The organism is Streptomyces sp. NPDC107559 (genome assembly GCF_055657365.1).
In genome coordinates this window covers 46,096-63,985 of record NZ_JBVKBD010000003.1, presented here as the reverse complement: position 1 = coordinate 63,985, position 17,890 = coordinate 46,096, and the positions used below count along the sequence as shown (strand labels likewise).

Annotated in this window: 17 protein-coding genes; 6 read left to right on the top strand and 11 right to left on the bottom strand. The window is 73.0% G+C overall.

Annotated elements, in window-relative coordinates:
• Positions 1-102: 102 nt before the first annotated feature.
• A complete protein-coding gene (gene folE, locus ACZ7OY_RS11775) occupies positions 103-708 on the top strand; it encodes a GTP cyclohydrolase I FolE (RefSeq protein WP_471911262.1) in 606 nt (201 codons plus the stop codon).
• Positions 709-826: 118 nt separating this feature from the next.
• Here the strand turns inward: folE and ACZ7OY_RS11770 are convergent, their stop codons facing one another.
• The 6 genes from ACZ7OY_RS11770 to ACZ7OY_RS11745 form a co-directional block, all read right to left on the bottom strand.
• Positions 827-1,312: a DUF3180 domain-containing protein gene (locus ACZ7OY_RS11770; RefSeq protein ID WP_351615482.1), complete on the bottom strand. Its 486-nt coding sequence runs from the start codon at positions 1,310-1,312 to the stop codon at positions 827-829.
• 84 nt (positions 1,313-1,396) lie between these two features.
• A complete protein-coding gene (gene folK, locus ACZ7OY_RS11765; RefSeq protein ID WP_471911261.1) occupies positions 1,397-2,008 on the bottom strand; it encodes a 2-amino-4-hydroxy-6-hydroxymethyldihydropteridine diphosphokinase in 612 nt (203 codons plus the stop codon).
• Complete coding sequence (folB, locus tag ACZ7OY_RS11760) at positions 2,005-2,364, bottom strand: dihydroneopterin aldolase (RefSeq protein ID WP_351615476.1); 360 nt, start codon at positions 2,362-2,364, stop codon at positions 2,005-2,007. Before folB ends, folK begins: the two co-directional genes overlap by 4 nt.
• A gap of 248 nt (positions 2,365-2,612) precedes the next feature.
• The gene (locus tag ACZ7OY_RS11755) at positions 2,613-3,125 is read right to left on the bottom strand and encodes a nuclear transport factor 2 family protein (protein ID WP_471911260.1); all 513 of its coding nucleotides are present in this window, start codon (positions 3,123-3,125) and stop codon (positions 2,613-2,615) included.
• Complete coding sequence (gene folP, locus ACZ7OY_RS11750; protein WP_471911259.1) at positions 3,122-4,027, bottom strand: dihydropteroate synthase; 906 nt, start codon at positions 4,025-4,027, stop codon at positions 3,122-3,124. The genes ACZ7OY_RS11755 and folP overlap by 4 nt, the downstream gene beginning before the upstream one ends.
• A 178-nt stretch (positions 4,028-4,205) precedes the next feature.
• Positions 4,206-6,017, bottom strand: coding sequence for a phosphatidylglycerol lysyltransferase domain-containing protein (locus ACZ7OY_RS11745; protein WP_471911258.1), 1,812 nt, complete (start codon positions 6,015-6,017; stop codon positions 4,206-4,208).
• Positions 6,018-6,251: 234 nt separating this feature from the next.
• On the opposite strand from ACZ7OY_RS11745, the gene ACZ7OY_RS11740 reads away from it, so the two are divergent.
• Together ACZ7OY_RS11740 and ACZ7OY_RS11735 are read left to right on the top strand one after the other, a co-directional pair.
• Positions 6,252-7,379, top strand: coding sequence for an alpha/beta hydrolase (locus ACZ7OY_RS11740; protein WP_471911257.1), 1,128 nt, complete (start codon positions 6,252-6,254; stop codon positions 7,377-7,379).
• Positions 7,380-7,452: 73 nt separating this feature from the next.
• Positions 7,453-9,087, top strand: coding sequence for a hypothetical protein (locus ACZ7OY_RS11735; RefSeq protein WP_471911256.1), 1,635 nt, complete (start codon positions 7,453-7,455; stop codon positions 9,085-9,087).
• Positions 9,088-9,118: 31 nt separating this feature from the next.
• On the opposite strand, the gene ACZ7OY_RS11730 is transcribed toward ACZ7OY_RS11735, so the two are convergent.
• The gene (locus ACZ7OY_RS11730; protein WP_471911255.1) at positions 9,119-10,465 is read right to left on the bottom strand and encodes a PH domain-containing protein; all 1,347 of its coding nucleotides are present in this window, start codon (positions 10,463-10,465) and stop codon (positions 9,119-9,121) included.
• Positions 10,462-10,968 (bottom strand): PH domain-containing protein, encoded by a 507-nt coding sequence (locus ACZ7OY_RS11725; RefSeq protein ID WP_471911254.1) that lies wholly within the window; start codon positions 10,966-10,968, stop codon positions 10,462-10,464. The genes ACZ7OY_RS11730 and ACZ7OY_RS11725 overlap by 4 nt, the downstream gene beginning before the upstream one ends.
• 31 nt (positions 10,969-10,999) lie before the next feature.
• On the opposite strand from ACZ7OY_RS11725, the gene ACZ7OY_RS11720 reads away from it, so the two are divergent.
• Positions 11,000-12,151: an NADH-quinone oxidoreductase subunit D gene (locus tag ACZ7OY_RS11720; RefSeq protein WP_471911253.1), complete on the top strand. Its 1,152-nt coding sequence runs from the start codon at positions 11,000-11,002 to the stop codon at positions 12,149-12,151.
• On the opposite strand, the gene ACZ7OY_RS11715 is transcribed toward ACZ7OY_RS11720, so the two are convergent.
• Positions 12,116-13,147 (bottom strand): SAM-dependent methyltransferase, encoded by a 1,032-nt coding sequence (locus tag ACZ7OY_RS11715; RefSeq protein WP_471911252.1) that lies wholly within the window; start codon positions 13,145-13,147, stop codon positions 12,116-12,118. The genes ACZ7OY_RS11720 and ACZ7OY_RS11715 overlap by 36 nt on opposite strands.
• A 118-nt stretch (positions 13,148-13,265) precedes the next feature.
• On the opposite strand from ACZ7OY_RS11715, the gene ACZ7OY_RS11710 reads away from it, so the two are divergent.
• Both ACZ7OY_RS11710 and ACZ7OY_RS11705 read left to right on the top strand, forming a co-directional pair.
• On the top strand, positions 13,266-14,468 hold the full coding sequence (locus ACZ7OY_RS11710; protein WP_471911251.1) for a sensor histidine kinase: 1,203 nt from the start codon (positions 13,266-13,268) through the stop codon (positions 14,466-14,468).
• Between the two features lie 159 nt (positions 14,469-14,627).
• Positions 14,628-15,302: a response regulator transcription factor gene (locus ACZ7OY_RS11705; RefSeq protein WP_351615618.1), complete on the top strand. Its 675-nt coding sequence runs from the start codon at positions 14,628-14,630 to the stop codon at positions 15,300-15,302.
• Between the two features lie 61 nt (positions 15,303-15,363).
• Here the strand turns inward: ACZ7OY_RS11705 and ACZ7OY_RS11700 are convergent, their stop codons facing one another.
• Together ACZ7OY_RS11700 and ACZ7OY_RS11695 are read right to left on the bottom strand one after the other, a co-directional pair.
• Positions 15,364-16,476, bottom strand: a complete 1,113-nt coding sequence (locus ACZ7OY_RS11700) for a DUF5937 family protein (RefSeq protein WP_471911250.1) — start codon at positions 16,474-16,476, stop codon at positions 15,364-15,366.
• Positions 16,477-16,570: 94 nt separating this feature from the next.
• Positions 16,571-17,818 carry a threonine aldolase family protein gene (locus ACZ7OY_RS11695; RefSeq protein ID WP_471911249.1) on the bottom strand — a complete coding sequence of 416 codons (1,248 nt, stop codon included), beginning with the start codon at positions 17,816-17,818 and terminating at the stop codon, positions 16,571-16,573.
• Between the last annotated feature and the right edge of the window lie 72 nt (positions 17,819-17,890).

Here is a 17,890-nt window from a genome sequence, read left to right as displayed (position 1 = left end):
GTTCTAGCCTGGGGGGCGCGGCATTTCGGTAGGCCCGCAAGGGGGACGCGGTGGCCTGCCCGCCCGCCCGCACGCATGACAGGTACAGGAACGAGGCTTCAGATGACCGACCCCGTGACGCTCGACGGCGAGGGCTCCATCGGCGAGTTCGACGAGAAGCGCGCCGAGAACGCCGTGCGCGAACTCCTCATCGCGGTCGGCGAGGACCCGGACCGCGAGGGGCTCAAGGAGACTCCGGCACGGGTGGCGCGGGCGTACCGGGAGATATTCGCGGGGCTGTGGCAGAAGCCCGAGGACGTGCTGACCACGACGTTCGACCTGGGGCACGACGAGATGGTCCTGGTGAAGGACATCGAGGTCCTCAGCTCCTGTGAGCATCACCTGGTGCCGTTCGTCGGGGTGGCCCACGTCGGCTACATCCCGTCCGTCGAAGGAAAGATCACCGGTCTTTCGAAGCTGGCCCGGCTCGTGGACGTCTACGCCCGCCGGCCGCAGGTCCAGGAGCGGCTGACCACGCAGATCGCCGACTCGCTGATGGAGATCCTGGAGCCGCGCGGGGTCATCGTGGTCGTCGAGTGCGAGCACATGTGCATGTCCATGCGGGGCGTGCGCAAGCCCGGGGCGAAGACGATCACGTCGGCCGTGCGGGGACAGCTGCGCGACCTGGCCACCCGCACCGAGGCCATGAGCCTGATCATGGCGCGCTGACGCCCGCGGCGGCGCCGCGGGCCGGGCCGTGCGGCCCGGGCTCCGGCCGGCCCCGGCACTCTCCCGGCCGCGCCCCGGACGCGTCCGTGCGGGCCGGACAGGCCTTCCTGCCGCGGTCCTAGGCCCGTGTGGCCGCGCCGTTGTCGTGCTCGTCGTCCTCCGGGAGGCGGCACACGCGCTCCAGGAAGATGGCGGCCGCTATCACGCCGAACCCGGCCAGCACCGAGAAGCCGGCGTAGATGGCCTGGTCGCGGCGGGCGGGGATGTCGAGGGACTCCAGCAGGAAGACACCCGTGCCGCCGTACATGCCGGCGACGAGAGCGGCCACCAGGGCGCTGGCCTGGCCGAAGACGACCGCGCGGGCCGCCATCAGCGGGTCCACGCCCTTGGCGTCGGGCAGGCGCTCGCGCTGGGCCTTGAGCCGGGCGCGGATCGACAGGGCCGTGGCGAGGAGGATCACCGCGATCACGGCGAGGACGATGGGGGCGGCCAGCGGGACGCTGGGAAGGGTCCCCAGCGCGTTCCACAGGCGGGCACCCGCCCAGGAGAGCACTCCGGCGACGACGAACACGCCTGCCAGCACCCTGATGCGAAGCTCTCTCACGGTGTTCCTTCAGCTCCCCCGGACAGCGGTCGTGGACGGCCCGCACCCGGTGGGCCGTCCCTGTGGTCGTCTAGACCCTAACGACTACTCGGGCAGCCGGAGTTCCAGGTCCTTGCGCGCCGTGACACCGTCCAGGGTGACGATGCCCAGGAGAGCGGCGATCGGGCCGCGGCCGGGCAGCTCGGCCTCGGGTTCCACGTCGTGCCAGGGGGCGAGGACGAAGGCCCGCTCGTGGGCGCGCGGATGCGGGAGGGTGAGCCGCGGGTCGTCGCTGACCGTGTCGGCGTAGGCGACGATGTCGACGTCGAGGGTGCGCGGACCCCAGCGCTCGTCGCGCACGCGGTGGAAGGCCTCCTCGATCGCGTGGGCCCGCTCCAGCAGCGAGGACGGCGGGAGGGTGGTCTTCAGGATCACGACCGCGTTGAAGTACGACGGCTGGCTGCCGGGCTCGACGCCCCACGGCTCCGTCTCGTACACCGGGGAGACGGCCTTGACGCGCACGCCGGGGGTGTCCTCCAGCGCGTCCACGGCGGCCTGGAGGGTCTCCAGACGGTTGCCGAGGTTCGAGCCGAGGGAGAGCACCGCCCGTTTGGGGTTGTGCAGGGTCGTGTCGGCGGCGTCGACCTTCTCGACGACGGAGGCGGGTACCGGCTGTACGGTCGGGTCGCTGTGACCCCCGGTGAGGGATGCGGTCATACTCGGCTCCGGATGATGGTGACGGTCACGTCGTCGAACGGGACGGTGATCGGGGCGTCCGGCTTGTGGACGCAGACCTCGACCTCCTCGACCCCCTCGTGCTTCAGGCAGGCCTGGGCGATGCGCTCGGCGAGCGTCTCGATGAGGTTGACGGGCTCGCCCTGGACGATGGCCACGACCTCCTCCGCCACGATGCCGTAGTGCGCGGTCTTCGCCAGGTCGTCGTCGGCCGCGGCCGGCCGGGTGTCCAGGCCGAGGACGAGGTCCACGATGAAGGTCTGCCCCTCCTCGCGTTCCTTGGGGAACACACCGTGGTGCCCGCGGGCCTTCAGGCCGCGCAGCGCGACACGATCCACGCGAATCACTCCTGCAATCGTCGGTGACGGCCGGTCCGTACCGTGTGCGCGCGGCACACCGGCCTCAAACGAATCTACCTGCGAGCACTGACAGTGCCGGGCCGGCGGCGCACCGGCCCCGGCCGACCCCGAAAGTTTCCTCGGGGATTTCCCCCCGGGAAACCCGGCGGCTCACAGGCCGGTAGCGGCTTCTACCCCGCGGGCCGCGATTCCAACCACTTTCGTGGTTCCGACGGTCCCACACCCCCTCAGGAGGGCGTGCCGGGGGTGTCCTCCTCGTCCTCCTCGCCGGTCTCGGCCAGCACCGGCGAGGCGTGGTGCGACCAGAGCTTCCAGCCGGCGGCCGTGCGGCGGAACACGTTCGTGGCGACCACCAGCTGCCCGACGAGAGGTCCCAGCTCCTCGCCGTCCTTCGGGGCGGGCCCGCCGCTGAGGATGTTCTCGGTGCAGTTCACCAGGGCGGTGTCGCCCGTGACGGAGACATGCACGTCGGTGAGGAAGAACTGGATGTACTCCGTGTTCGCCATGATCAGCGCGTACGACCTGAGGACCTCGCCGCGGCCGGTGAGCACGGGCCAGCCCGGGTGCACGCAGGAGATCACGCCGGCGTCGGCCGGATCGTGGTACTCCTCGTCGACACCGAGGTCGGCGGGGGTCAGCCAGAGCGAGGTCAGCTCCTCGAAGTCGCCGCGCTCCAGCGCCTCGTAGAAAGCGGTGTTGGCGGCCTCGACCTGCTCCACGTCGGTGTGGGGAGAGCTCACCGGGCTCCCTCGGAGGTGCCGGTACCGGGGGCGCCGTCCGGGGTGCGGGCCCCCTCCACGGCGCGTGCGACGCGTACGGCGTCCGCGGTCGCGCGTACCTCGTGCACCCGTACCGCCCAGGCGCCGGCCTGCGCGGCGAGTGCGGAGACGGCGGCGGTCGCCGCGTCGCGCTCGCGGGCCGGGGGCGGGGCGCCCTGCGGGCCCGCCAGGACCCGCCCGAGGAACCGCTTGCGGGAGGCGGCGACGAGCAGGGGGTGGCCGAGGGCGCGCAGCCGGTCGAGGTGGGCGAGCAGGGCCAGGTCGTCCTCGGCCTCCTTGGAGAAGCCGAGCCCGGGGTCGACGACGATGCGGTCGGGGGCGATGCCGCCCGCGAGGACGGCCTCCACGCGTGCGTGCAGCTCGTCGACGACTTCGGTGACGGCGTCGGCGTAGGCGCCGCGGACGGCGTCGCCCTGGAGGAAGCCGCGCCAGTGCATGACGACGAAGGGGGCGCCCGTCTCGGCCACCACGGAGATCATCGCGGGGTCGGCGAGACCGCCGCTGACGTCGTTGACCAGGCGGGCGCCGGCGGCGAGGGCCTGGGCGGCGACGGAGGCGCGCATGGTGTCTACGGAGACGACGACGCCTTCGGAGGCGAGCCCGCGGACCACCGGGATGACGCGCTTGAGCTCCTCCGCCTCGTCGACGCGGGTGGCGCCGGGACGGGTGGACTCACCGCCGACGTCGACCAGGTCCGCGCCCTCGGCGACCAGTCCGAGGCCGTGCTTGACGGCGGCGGTGGTGTCGAACCAGCGGCCGCCGTCGGAGAAGGAATCGGGGGTCACGTTCACGACCCCCATGACCGCGCAGCGGTCCCAGTCCGGAAGACCCGCCACACGCCCGCGTCCGCTCTGCTTGCTCATATGTTCAGCGTAGGCCCAGGGCAGGGCCGCAAGACCCGCAAGGTCCGCGGGCCGGGTGCCCGCCACGGGCCACGGACGGGTCCGCGTCCGGGTCCCTGGGCCGGTCCGCGTCCGTGGCCGTGGGCGGGTCGGCGTCCGGGTCGGCGTCCGGGCCCGGCGCGGTGACCGGCCCGGACGCTCAGATCACGTGGACGCCTCGTTCCGCCAGCCCGTGCGCGCACGGGCGGGGGCTGGCCGAGCGGCGGCGCAGGAAGCCCGGCAGGGGCAGCGCCAGGTTCACGAAGCCCTCGGCCTGCATGGCGGCGAAGCCGATGCGGGGCAGGTCGGCCGAGGCGCGGTAGACGACGAAGCGCGGTTCCCACCGGGGCTGGAACTTGGCGTTGAACTTGTACAGGGACTCGATCTGGAACCAGCGGGAGAGGAAGACCAGCAGCCCGCGCCAGGCGCGCAGCACCGGACCCGCACCGATCTTCTCGCCGCGGGCCAGCGCCGAACGGAACATCGCGAAGTTGAGCGACACGCGCGCGATGCCGAATTTCGGGGCGGCCTGGAGCGCGGCGACGATGAGGAGCTCGTTCATGCCGGGGTCGGCCGAGCGGTCGCGCCGCATGAGGTCCAGCGACGCGCCGTCGGTGCCCCAGGGCACGAAGTGCAGCACGGCCTTCAGGTCGCCGTACGGTCCCGGTTCGGCGTCGGCCTTGTGGGCGGTGGCGATCAGGCAGTCGGCGTCGGAGGCGTCGCCGATCCGGCCGAGGGCCATGGAGAAGCCGCGCTCGGTGTCGGTGCCGCGCCAGTCGGCCGCGGCCTGCCGCACGCGCTCCAGCTCGGCCTCGCCGAGGTCACCCACGCGCCGTACTCGGGTCTCGTAACCGGCGCGCTCGATGCGCTTGACCATCTGGCGCACGTTGCGCATCGCGCGGCCGGCGAGCGAGAAATCCGCGACGTCCACCACCGCCTCGTCGCCCAGTTCGAGGGCGTCGAGGCCGGTCTCGCGGGTCCACACCTCCCCGCCCGTCTCCGAGCAGCCCATGACGGCCGGGGTCCAGGAGTGGGCCCTGGCCTCGTCCATGAAGCGCTCGATGGCGCCCGGCCAGGCCTCGACGTCCCCGATGGGGTCGCCGCTGGCGAGCATCACACCGGAGACGACCCGGTAGGTCACCGCCGCCTTGCCGCTGGGGGAGAAGACGACGGCCTTGTCGCGGCGCAGCGCGAAGTGGCCGAGGGAGTCGCGGCGGCCGTGCCGGGCCAGCAGGTCGCGCAGCCGCGCCTCGTCCTCCTCGGTGAGCCGGGCGGCCGGGTGCTCGGGGCGGAAGGCGAAGTAGATCGTGGTGACCGCGGTGAGCATGCCGAGGGCGCCGAGGGAGAAGGCGACCGTCCAGGAGGTGCTGCCCTGGTAGTCGACGGGGCCCTCGAAGCCGAAGAGGCCGTACAGGACGTGCGTCAGGCGATCGGCCAGGCTCGGGTCGCCGATCATGCGGTTCGGGTGGACGCTGACGATGACGAGTCCGAGGACGAGGGAACCGGCGCCCATGAGGACGAAGTTGGCAAGGGCACGCCATCGGCTGCGTGGATCGGGCAGGGCGGCGAACTGGTCGCGGTGCAGCAGCAGCGGTGCGAGCAGGGCGAGCGAGATCAGCACTCCGACCGGGGAGTGCCGGTACGTGAACTGCCCGACGGCACCCGCGGGCAGCAGCGCCACCGCGGCCCGCCAGGCCCGGCGTTTGCTGCGCCTGAGGCCGTGCGCGAGGAGCAGCAGCAGTACGCCGCTGCTGAGCGAGAGCGCGGCCGCGAAGGGGCCGACCGAGCCGGGCAGCACCTCGGCCAGGGAGTGCATACGGCTGTGCCGGAACCGCGGGAAGACGCCCGCGGCGATGTCCAGGACACCGACCAGGGCACACATTCTGCTGACGAGAGCAGGTACGGACTCCGGGCGCGGCCCTCGCAAGAGGCGCCCCACTCGGCTTGATCGGTTCGGAACCCCGCCCGACATTTCCCCATCTTCCCTGACAGACATCGCATCCCGTGGTTCTGCGAGAGACCTTGAATCCGGTGCCGTTTCGGGCATCCGGCGACATTGCGCCCTCTAGGACGGTGTCTCGGGGGGAGAGGTTCACTCCTTCCGACAAAGCCGCGTCAAAGGCAATGGAAAGTCCCGGACAAGTGCTCGCGAAAGATCGCGTCGAGCGCGGGGGGCTCGGACGGGAAGCGCAGGCGGGAAAGCCTTATGGGGCTCACGAGCAACAAGGTGCTGGTGCTGGCGATAGTTCTCGCCGTGCTGCTGTTCGTCGGCACGGTGTGGTGGTGGCCGCGGCTGGCCCGGCGCACCTGGTGGGCGGTCGTCGGGCGCGTGGGCCTTCTGTTCGTCACCCAGCTGACGGTGTTCGTCTGTGTGGGGCTGGCGGTCAACCAGGCCTTCGGGTTCTATGCCGACTGGGCGGATCTGTTCGGGCGCGAGAAGGACCAGGGGGTGGTCGTCGACCACACGGTGGGCCGCGGCTCGGGCGGTCCGCTGGAAGTGGTCGGCACCAGGCCGGTGACGGATCAGGGCAGTGTCCGGCCGCAGGTCGGCGGGCAGATCCAGAAGATCGACGTCTACGGCCGCAGGACACACATAGCCACGCCCGCGTACGTGTATCTGCCGCCGGAGTACTTCCAGTCCGCCCACCGCACGCGCACGTTTCCCGTGGCGGTGGTCCTCACCGGATATCCGGGCACCGCCGAGGCTCTGGTGGACAAATTGAACTATCCGCGCACGGCGCGGGAGCTCGCCAAGGACGGCCGTATGCAGCCGATGATCCTGGTGATGCTGCGGCCCACCGTCGCGCCGCCGCGCGATACGGAGTGCGTGGACGTCCCGGGCGGGCCGCAGACCGAGACGTTCTTCGCCGCGGATCTGCCGGACGCGGTACGGGCGCATTACCGGGCGGGCGGGAAACCGGGCAGCTGGGGCGTCATCGGCGACTCCACCGGCGGTTACTGCGCACTGAAGCTGGCCATGCACCACCCCGGTGTCTACGCGGCGGGCGCGGGCCTGTCGCCGTACTACAGGGCGCCCCACGACCCCACCACCGGCGATCTCTTCCACGGTGACGAGCTGCTGCGCCGGCGGGCGGACCTGCTGTGGTTCATCAAGCACGAGCCGGCGCCCGACACTTCACTGCTCGTCACCAGCAGCAAAGTCGGCGAATCCAACTACAAAACCACGCTGAAGTTCATAGAACGGGTGCAGGCGACGAACCTGACACGGATCTCGTCGATCATCCTCGAAAGCGGCGGACACAACTTCAATACCTGGCGCCGGGAGATCCCCGCGACGTTGCAGTGGATCAGCGGGCGACTGAACGAAGGCTGAAAAGGCTTCGGTATGGCTGCGTTTTTGGGCTGCGGGGCACCACCACTTGCCTACGCGCGGTAAGTTTCTGGCCATGCCACGTGGACGTCACCGCCATTCCCCGCCCCTGCACAGGCTGTTGCCGCCTTCGGTGATCGCCGGCGTCTCCGTCGTCTGCGCTTTCGCCCCCTGGGTGTTCTCGCAGGCGATGGTGCTCCGCGGTCTGGCCGCGGCCGCCGCGACGACGGCCGTCCTGGGCGCCGTCGTCATGCGCCGCTGGGATGCCCAGGCGGGCAAACAGGTCGCCGACCTCACCCGCGCGCGTGCGAGTGACGACTGGCGGCACGAGGAACGTGTCGCCGAACTGGAGACCGACCTCGAGGAGTCGCGCGAGCTGCGCGTGAAGCTGGAGCAGCGGCTGCGGGCGAAGCGCGCCGAACTCGCCCGGCTGCGCAACGAGCACGCCGCGCTGCTGCGGCGGTACGCGACGGCGGAGACCGAGCGGGCGACCGCCCTGGAGGGCCGCCGGCTGCTGGAGATAGAGAGCGCGGCTCCCGCGCGGGCACTGCCGCCGGGTACGGCTTCGGCCGCGGCGGAGGAGACCGAGGCTGTGGCTGCCCCGGCCGAGACCGACGCCGAGGCCGCTGCCGGGACGGACATCGACGCCGAGGCGGAGCTCGACATCGATGCCGACGCCGACGTTGACGCCGATGTCGACTTCGACGTCGACGTCGATGCCGACTTCGAGGACGAGGACGAGGACGCGGGGACGGCCGACGAGGGCGCGCCGGTGGCTCCGGCGGCCTTCTCCCCCGAGGGGTCCAAGCTGTTCCTGCGGGCCAAGGCGGCACTGACCAGGTTCGACGCCGAGGCCGCCGCGGACGCGCCCGCCGGGCCCGCCGGTTCCGGTGCCGAGGTCGCGCTCCGCGCGGAGGCCGTGCAGGAGGACGAGGCGCAGGGGAAGCCCGAGGCGGCCGACGAGCACCAGCGTGCGGCCGCCGAACCCATGGCGGACCTGGAGAGCGCCACCCGCGAAGAGGCCGTCGCCACCGACGCGGCCGCCCAGGAGAAGCCGGTCGCCCCCGAAAGGACCGTCACCGCCGAGGAGACCGCCGCCCCGGAAGGGACGGCCCGCCCGGAAGCGGACGTCACCTCCGAGGACAGCGGCACCCCGCGTGCGGCAGCCGCCCGGGACGCAGGCGTCCCCGAGGCGCGCACGGCCGACCGGGCGGACACCGGCGCGCGGCCGGAGACTGCTCCTGCCACGAGCACGGCCGTCGCCCGGCGAGAGCCGGCCCCCCGGACACCTCAGGCTTCCCCGGCACCTCAGGCTTCCCAGGCCCCTCCGGCGGAACAGTCCTCCCGCCCGCAGCTGCCGGCGCCGGCGAAGTCCCCCGCACCCGTGCACCGGCCCTCCGGGCACTTCACCGTGCCGACCGCCGTGGCCGTCGTACCGGCCGCCGCGCCCGTGCGCAGGCCGACGACGGAGGGCGGGTTCGACTTCTTCGGCATGCAGAAGTCCGCGGAGCCGTCCGCCCTGGACGCCGTGCAGAACGCGGACCTCGCCGACGTCGTCGGCGAGGAGGCCATCGCCGTGCACAAGGCGGCGGAAGGGGAGTTCACCCCGGTGGACCCGAAGTCGCGCGACGCCGGCCAGGTCATCGACCTGACGGAGCACGACGAGACGGAGCAGATCGACCTTCAGGGGCTGCGCAGCGCGGCATCCTGACGGACCGGCAGGTCCGACGCCCGGCGTCCGCTCAGGCCATCCACCTGTCCGGCCGGGCGTCCCTGCGTCCCGTACGGGAACGCTCCGCCTGCCCGCGCAGCAGCTCCCCGGCCTCGCGCGCGTCCCGCAGGCGGGCGGTCACCGACCCGCCGGCCCCCGTGTCCACGTGCACGTCGGCGACCCGCCACAGCCGCTGCCAGGGCCCCTGCGTCAGCCGTACGCTCTGCACCTTGGCGTGCGGCACCAGCGCCACGGTGCGCCGCAGCAGCCCGTGCCGGGCGGCGAACACCGCGTCGGTGACCACCAGTCCGTAGCCCCGCCACCACACCGGCACGCACCGCCCGGCCCGCCGGGGCGGCCGCGCCGCCGCCGTGGTCATGGCCGTGGCGGCCGGCACGCCCACCCCGGGCAGCACGTGCGCGACGACCGCGTCGGCGAGCCCGCGCGGCGCGACCGGTACCAGCACCGAACCGGACGACCCGGCCACCTCCAGCTCCACCCGCACCCAGTCGCGCCGCCGCCACAGCAGCGGTTGCACGATCCGCACGCTCTGCACGCGCCCCGGCGGCACCGTCTCGTGCGCGCGGTCCAGCAGCCCGTGGTCGATGCGCAGCCCGTCCGGCGACTCGCCCAGCGTCCAGTCGTACTCACCGGCGAACCGCCCCACGCTGCGCGCGCCCGCCGCGCCGAGCAGGGGCACACCGGTCGCGAGAACCGTCCACACGCTGTGGGTGGCCAGCCACAGCACCGGCGGTACGACGAGCGCGGCGGCCAGCGCGCCCCAGGTCGCGCCGGTCAGCAGCAGCGAGACCGCGAGGTCGCGAGCAGGCACGCGCAGCAGCTGCCGGGCCGGTGCCTCGCCGACCTCGTGGACCGTCTCGGGCGCGAAACCGGCCGCCCGCGCGAGCAGTTCGGCCCGCAGCCTGCGTGCCTCGCCCTCGCCCAGGAAGGCGAGTTCGTCCTTCTTGTCCGTGCCGACGACGTCGAGCCTGAGCTTGGCGACGCCCGCCACGCGCGCGAGGAGCGGCCGGGTGACGTCGACCGCCTGGATGCGCTCCAGCCGGATGTGCGCGGTGCGCCGGAACAACAGGCCGGTCCGTATGCGCAGTTCGGTGTCGGTCACCGAGAAGTGGGTGTACCACCAGGTGAGAAAGCCGTAGAGGCAGGCGGCCGGGACGAACACGGCGAGCGCGATCAGCAGCGTCGTCGTGGTCAGCCGGGTCAGCTGCGCCTGCGCCTGGTCGGGGTCGTGCGCCGCCCACCCCGCGATCACCGCGACCGGCGCCCACGCCCGCCGGAACGGTGTGACGGGATGCAGCCGCCGCTCGGTCACGGGCCGCGGCGCGGCGACGTCGTGACCGGCGTCCGGCGCCGTCACAGCCCCGCCGACCGGGCTTCGCCCAGCTCGGTGAGCCGGTCGCGCAGCCGCTGCGCCTCGGCCGGTTCGAGCCCGGGGACGGTCGCGTCGGTCGCGGCGGCCGCCGTGTGCAACTGCACGCCGGCCAGCCCGAACCACCGCATGACGGGACCGGAGGTCACCTCGACCAACTGCATCCGCCCGTACGGCACGACGGTCTCCGTGTGCCACAGGACGCCCCGGCTCAGGAGCAGGTCGTCGGCGCGCTCGGCGTACCGCCAGGAGCGCCAGTTGCGGCCGAGCATCACCCAGCCCCACCCGGCCGCCGCCAGCGGCAGCAGCGCGAAGGCCGCCCAGGCAAGCCCCGCCAGCAGTCCGAGCAGCAGTCCCACGGCGAGGGTGATCGACCCCAGCCACACCACCAGCAGCAACCGTCGCATCCGCAGCAGTCCGGGCGGCAGCCCCGTCCACACCACCTGCTCGTCCCCTGTCGCCCCGGCCCCACCCGGGCTCCCCGTCTCCATGGGGCCAGCGTACGTAGGGGAGACTGTGTCCATGACTCCTACGACGGAGACCACGGTCGGGATCGGCGGCGCCGGGGAGAGCACCGACATGGTGCTCAACATCGGGCCGCAGCACCCCTCCACGCACGGGGTGCTGCGCCTGCGGCTGGTGCTGGACGGCGAGCGCATCGTCAGCGCGGAGCCGGTGATCGGCTATATGCACCGCGGCGCCGAGAAGCTCTTCGAGGCGCGCGACTACCGCCAGATCATCATGCTCGCCAACCGCCACGACTGGCTGTCGGCGTTCTCGAACGAGCTGGGCGTGGTCCTCGCGGTGGAGCGGATGCTCGGCATGGAGGTGCCGGAGCGCGCGGTGTGGACGCGCACGCTCCTCGCCGAGCTGAACCGGGTGCTCAACCACCTCATGTTCCTCGGGTCGTACCCGCTGGAGCTGGGCGGCATCACCCCGGTGTTCTACGCGTTCCGCGAGCGCGAGGTCCTCCAGAACGTCATGGAGGAGGTCTCCGGCGGGCGCATGCACTACATGTTCAACCGTGTCGGCGGCCTGAAGGAGGACCTGCCGGCCGGCTGGGCCGGCCGCGCCCGTGCCGCGGTGGCCGCCGTGCGCTCGCGCATGGACGTCTACGACGACCTGGTGCTCGGCAACGAGATCTTCCGCGGGCGTACGCGGGGCGTGGGCACCCTCACGGCGCAGACCGTGCACGCGTACGGCGTGAGCGGGCCGGTCGCGCGCGCCTCCGGGGTCGACTTCGACCTGCGCCGCGACGAGCCCTACCTCGCCTACGGGGAGCTCCAGGACACCCTGAAGGTCGTCACCCGGCAGGAGGGCGACTGCCTGGCCCGCTTCGAGTGCCTCCTGGAGCAGACGCACAACGCGCTGGACCTCGCCGACGCCTGCCTCGACCGGCTCGCCGGGCTGGCGCCCGGACCGATCAACCAGCGGCTGCCGAAGGTCCTGAAGGCACCCGAGGGGCACACCTACGCGTGGACCGAGAACCCGCTCGGCATCAACGGGTACTACCTGGTCAGCAAGGGCGAGAAGACCCCGTACCGGCTGAAGCTGCGGTCCGCCTCGTACAACAACATCCAGGCGCTGACCGAGCTGCTGCCGGGCACGCTCGTGGCGGACATGGTGGCCATCCTCGGCTCACTGTTCTTCGTGGTCGGGGACATCGACAAGTAGGGCGCGCGGGTTTGTGATCCCCACCGGCTGAAGCAGCCACCCGAAGTCGCCCAGCCCCCCGGGCGCGGTCAGTTCGGCGGCCTCTCCGGCCTGCGCGAGAGCGCGGACGTACGCCGCAGGGTCGCTGGAGGCGAGCGCGAGCGGGGGGCGTGCGCCGGTGAGACCCAAGCAGCGCAGCGCCGTGCGCTGCGTGATCCGGCGTGCGCCCGCGAGCGCGCAGGCGTCCAGCGCGACATGCGCCGTGATGTCGCACGAACCGTCGGGCACCGGCGTCGTCCCGCGCCCCTCCCGGAAGCCGGTCAGCGTCCCGAACGGGGGGCGCGCGTCCAGGGTGTGCGCGTAGTCCACGGCCACCGCGAGTCCCCGCGTCACACGGGAGACGGCGGCCGCCCACGCACGGTCCCGGGGGAGCCCGATCTCCGCCCGCAGCCCCTCCTCGTCCGGCAGCGGCCACCAGCGTGCGAGCCAGTCCGCCGCCGCTCCCCGGACCGGTTCCCCGAGCCGCTCGGCACCGTCGGCCCGGACCAGCACCAGCCGCGCCACCCCCGCCGCGTCCACCTCGACGACGTCCACGGGCACGTTGTCCAGCCACTCGTTGGCGAACAGCAGCCCGGTGACCTCCCGTGGCGGCTCGGCCAGCCAGCCGATCCGGGGGTCGAGACCGGACGGACGGTCCGCGATCTCGACGGCGCAGGCGCGCGTGCGGGCGGCGACGTCCGCGGGCAGCGCGGCGAGCACCCCGCGGACCAGCTCGCCGCGGCCGGCGGCCAGGTCGACGAAGTCGAGCGCGGCGGGCCGCCCCAGGGCCTCGTCGACCCGGCACAGCAGCCGGGCCACCGCCTCGGCGAAGAGCGGCGAGGCGTGCACCGACGTACGGAAGTGCCCCGCGGGGCCCTCCGGCCGCCGGTAGAAGCCGTCCGGACCGTACAGGGCGTCCTCGGTCGCCACCCGCCAGCCGCGCCACCCGTCCGCCGGGTCCGTCGTGTCCTGCTCCACCCCGACAGAGTAGGCGTCGTGGTGATCACGGCCTCCACCTTGCGGAGTACGCGCGTCGGGCACGGATCGGCCCTCCGGTTGACCCCCACCCACATCAGGCTTCCCTACGCTGGGTTGCGTGCAGCGCCTCTATGACCTCATCCGCAGACACCCGACCTGGGTCGACAGCTTCTGGGCTGCCGTCCTGTTCGGGATCTCGGTCGCGGGTGGAGCCGCTCGCGGGGAGACCGCGGGCACCGACTCCCCGGTCCGGATCATCCCCGTGACGTTCCTGCTGTGCCTGGTGGTCGCGCTGCGCCGACGTCTGCCGGTGCAGATGCTGCTGCTGACGGCCGTGCTCGGGGTGGCGCAGCTGGTGCTGGACGTCGAGACGACGGCCGCCGACTTCGCCATGCTGGTGATCGTCTACACGGTCGCCGCGACCGGCGCCCGCTGGGCGTCCTGGCTCGCCCTGGGCATGGGCCTGGTCGCGGCCGCCCTGGCCCAGCTGCGGTGGCCGAACGAGAACTCCAGCGCCGTGGGCAACCTGGCGATCGTGATCTTCCAGACCGTGCCGTTCGCCCTCGCCTGGGTGCTCGGCGACTCCATGCGCACCCGCCGGGCCTACTTCGCCCAGCTGGAGGAGCGGGCCGCGCGTCTGGAGAAGGAGCGCGAGGCCCAGTCGAAGGTCGCGGTCGCCGCCGAACGCGCCCGGATCGCGCGCGAGCTGCACGACGTGGTCGCGCACAACGTGTCGGTGATGGTGGTGCAGGCCGACGGCGCCGCCTACGTCCTCGACGCGGCGCCCGACCAGGCCAGGAAGGCCCTGGAGACGATCTCCTCCACCGGCCGCCAGGCCCTCGCCGAGATGCGCCGCCTGCTGGGTGTGCTGCGGACCGGGGAGCATCAGGAGGTCGGGGAGTACGTGCCGCAGCCCGACGTCCAGCAGATCGAGGACCTCGTCGAGCAGTGCCGGGACGCGGGACTGCCGGTCGACTTCAAGATCGAGGGCACACCGCGCCCGCTGCCCAGCGGCGTGGAGCTCACGGCGTACCGCATCGTGCAGGAGGCGCTCACCAACACCCGCAAGCACGGCGGGCCGAACGCCGGTGCGAGCGTGCGCCTGGTCTACTTCGACGACGGCCTCGGCCTGCTCGTCGAGGACGACGGAAAGGGTGCCCCGCACGAGCTCTACGAGGAGGGCGGCGCCGACGGCCGGGGGCACGGCCTGATAGGCATGCGCGAGCGCGTGGGCATGGTCGGCGGCACCCTCGACGCGGGCCCGCGGCCGGGCGGAGGATTCCGTATCAGCGCCCTGCTCCCGCTCAAACCCGCGCACTGACCCCGACGCGCGCCGCCCGTTGACACCTGTCACGCCCCCGCCCGACCCACCGACCGCGAGCAGGCCGCCCGACCGGGAACCGCCCGACCGGGAACCGCCCGATCACGAACTGCTCGCCCACGAACTGCTCGCCCGCGAACCACGAAACGGAAGAGGCTCATGACGATCCGCGTGATGCTCGTCGACGACCAGGTGCTGCTGCGCACCGGATTCCGGATGGTGCTCGCCGCCCAGCCGGACATGGAGGTCGTCGCGGAGGCGGGCGACGGGGTCGAGGCGCTTCAGGTGCTGCGCTCCTGCGAGGTCGACGTCGTCCTGATGGACGTCCGTATGCCGAAGCTCGACGGGGTCGAGACCACCCGTCGGATCTGCTCGGAGCCGGAGCCGCCGAAGGTGCTCATCCTGACCACGTTCGACCTCGACGAGTACGCCTTCTCGGGCCTGAAGGCGGGCGCGTCCGGGTTCATGCTCAAGGACGTGCCGCCGGCCGAACTGCTGGCCGCGATCCGCTCGGTGCACAGCGGTGACGCCGTGGTCGCCCCCTCCACCACCCGCCGTCTCCTCGACCGCTTCGCGCCGATGCTGCCCTCAACCGGCAAGGAACCGCGGCTCGCCGAGCTGGAGCGGCTCACCGACCGTGAGCGCGAGGTGATGGTGCTGGTCGCCCAGGGGCTGTCCAACGGGGAGATCGCGGCCCGGCTGGTGCTGTCCGAGGCGACCGTCAAGACGCACGTGGGCCGCATCCTGACGAAGCTGGGGCTGCGGGACCGGGTGCAGGTGGTGGTCCTGGCCTACGAGACGGGCCTGGTGCGGGCCGGCGGCGGCCACCGCTGACCTCGCCGAGCCCGGAGGACCCGGCCGACCCGACCGCCCCGGCCGACCCGAACGGCACGCCCTAGCGGAGGATGCCCTCCAGGAAGTCGCTGCCCAGCCGGGCCACCACGGAGACGTCCAGCTGGTGCAGGACGTACCGGCCGCGCCGCCGGGTGGTGACCAGGCCCGCCTTCTTCAGCACCCCGAGGTGACGGGAGATCTCGGGTGCCGTCATGCCGTACACCTGGGCCAGCTCGCTGGTGGTGTACTCGCTGCGGGCCAGATGGCGGCAGATGCGCATCCGGACGGGGTGGGACAGCGCGGTCATCCGCAGGGCGAGCTGCTCGACCGGCGGGGCGGAGACCGGCTCGGACGATCCGACCGGGTAGTGCAGCAGCGGCTGCCAGCCGTAGCGGTGCAGCACCGTCAGATGCGGCCGGCCGAAGCTGCTCGGCACCAGCAGGAGGCCGCCGCCCGCCGTGGCCGTACGGCCCTGGACCAGCTTGTCCACGAGGATCCGCCCGGCGGTCTCGTCGACCGTCACGACGGGGGAGACCGCGGCCAGCGCCTCGGCCAGCCCCTTGCGCCGCAGCAGCTCCGTCTTGTGCCGGGCGTCCGCCGTCAGCTGGTGGCGTAGCCGGGACCAGGCCTCGTCGAAGAACGCCTCGTCGCAGTCCTCCAGGAATCGCCGCAGCCAGGCCCGGACGCTGGGCGGGTCGTCGAGCAGCCGTTGCGCGAAGCGCACCTGCTGCGGGCCGCGGGAGGCGGCTATCTCCAGCGCGCGGCGCCGGGCGTCGGCGTCGGCGAGCAGGTCCGGGGCCTGGACGTCGTAGTTCAGCGTGCACGTGAACTCCATGGCCGCGTCCACGAACTGCTCGTCCGTCAGCTGGTCCAGGAGGTCGAGGTCGTCGGCGAGCGTGGCGCCGGGGAGCGTGAGCGTGCCGCGGCCCGGGATGCCCGCGAACGGCAGGAACAGGTCCGAGAACGTCGTGCGCCACAGGAAGTCGGCCTCGCACATCCGGTCGGCCAGATGCGAGTCGAGCCGGCTGGTGACGCTCGTCACCCAGCCCTGGAGTTCGGGATGGTGACCGGGCTCGGCCAGGGCGTGCAGCGCCATGCCGAGCTCGGCCAGCGGGGAGGGCACGACGGTGACCCTCTCCGGCCGCAGCCCCGCGATGTCGATGCTCACGCTCATGTCCCCATGGTGCACTCCACCACCGACAACACTGCCCACGGCCGCCGGCCCCGCGGTCCACGACCGTCGGCCCGGTCCGGGCCCTCCGGGCGGTTCAGCCGTCGCTGTGCCCGTCCGCCCGGTGCAGCCGGGAGACGAAGTCGGCGACGGCCGCCGTCACGTCCTGAGGCGTCCACTCCAGGCCGGTGGCGCGCACACCGACCTCGGTGAAGGCCAGGCCCGGACCGCCGGGCCGCCAGCCGGAGGCGAAGAGCAGGGTCCCCGTCTCCTCGCCCTGGCGCACCGCGACCTCGTTGAGAAGGTCCGCCTCGTACGGCAGCCACACCTGGAACTCGTGGGTGTGCGGCTGCTCCGGGTGCACCCGTGCCCACGGCACCCCCGCCTCGGCGAACCCCGTCCGCAGGGCGGCGGCCACCACGCGCGCGTGACGTACGTAGTCGGGCAGCCGGGGCAGCTCGCGGTCGAGGCCGACGAGGGCCGACAGCGCCGTGGGGAACTGCTGGAACGCCAGGCCGCCGTACCGGTGCCGCCAGACCTTCGCCTCCTCCACCAGCATGGCGGGCCCGGCGAGCGCGGCGCCGGCGAAGGCGTCGAGGGACTTGTAGAACGAGACGTAGACGCTGTCCGCGAGGCCGGCGATCTCCGCCAGGGGGCGGTCGAAATGGACGGTGGACTCCCACAGCCGCGCGCCGTCGAAGTGCACCACCGCGTCCCGCTCGCGCGCCGCCTCCACGACCTCGCCGAGCTCCTCCCAGGTGGGCAGGACGAAACCCGCGTCCCTGAGGGGCAGTTCCAGCATCAGTGTCCCGAAGGGCTCCGGGAAGTCGCGCACCTCGTCGGCGGTCGGCAGCCGGGGCTCGTTCGTCAGCCGTACCGGGCGCAGCCCGCTGACCTGGCTGAGCGCGTGCCGCTCGTGCACCTCGGGGTGCGCCAGCGCGTGCAACGCGACCGCGCTGTCGCCGGTGCGGCCCGCCCAGCAGCGCAGGGCCACCTGCTGGGCCATCGTGCCGGTCGGGAAGAACGCGGCGGCCTCCGTGCCCAGCAGGGCGGCGACCCGCTCCTCCAGACGCTCCACGATCCCGTTGCCGTAGATGTCCGCCGGTTCGTCGAGGTCGTACACCTCGGGTGCCGTCTCGTGCAGGTACGCCAGCCGGTCGCGCAGCGTGGCCCGGGAACCCGTGCGGGACAGCGTGCGCCGGGCCTCCCGCAGGACGGCCGAGCGCCGCTCGGCCAGCGATCCGGGTGACGTCCCGGTGCCCTCCGGGCTCTCCGTGCCCCGCGCGTCCCCCGCACCCTGCGTGTCCTGCGTGTCCCTCGTGCCCTGCCGCGTCGTCTCGTCCATGCCCTGGATCATGCCGTGCGCGGGTCCGTGCGGGCACGCGCGCGCAGCGGATCCGGACCGGTCCGGAAACCC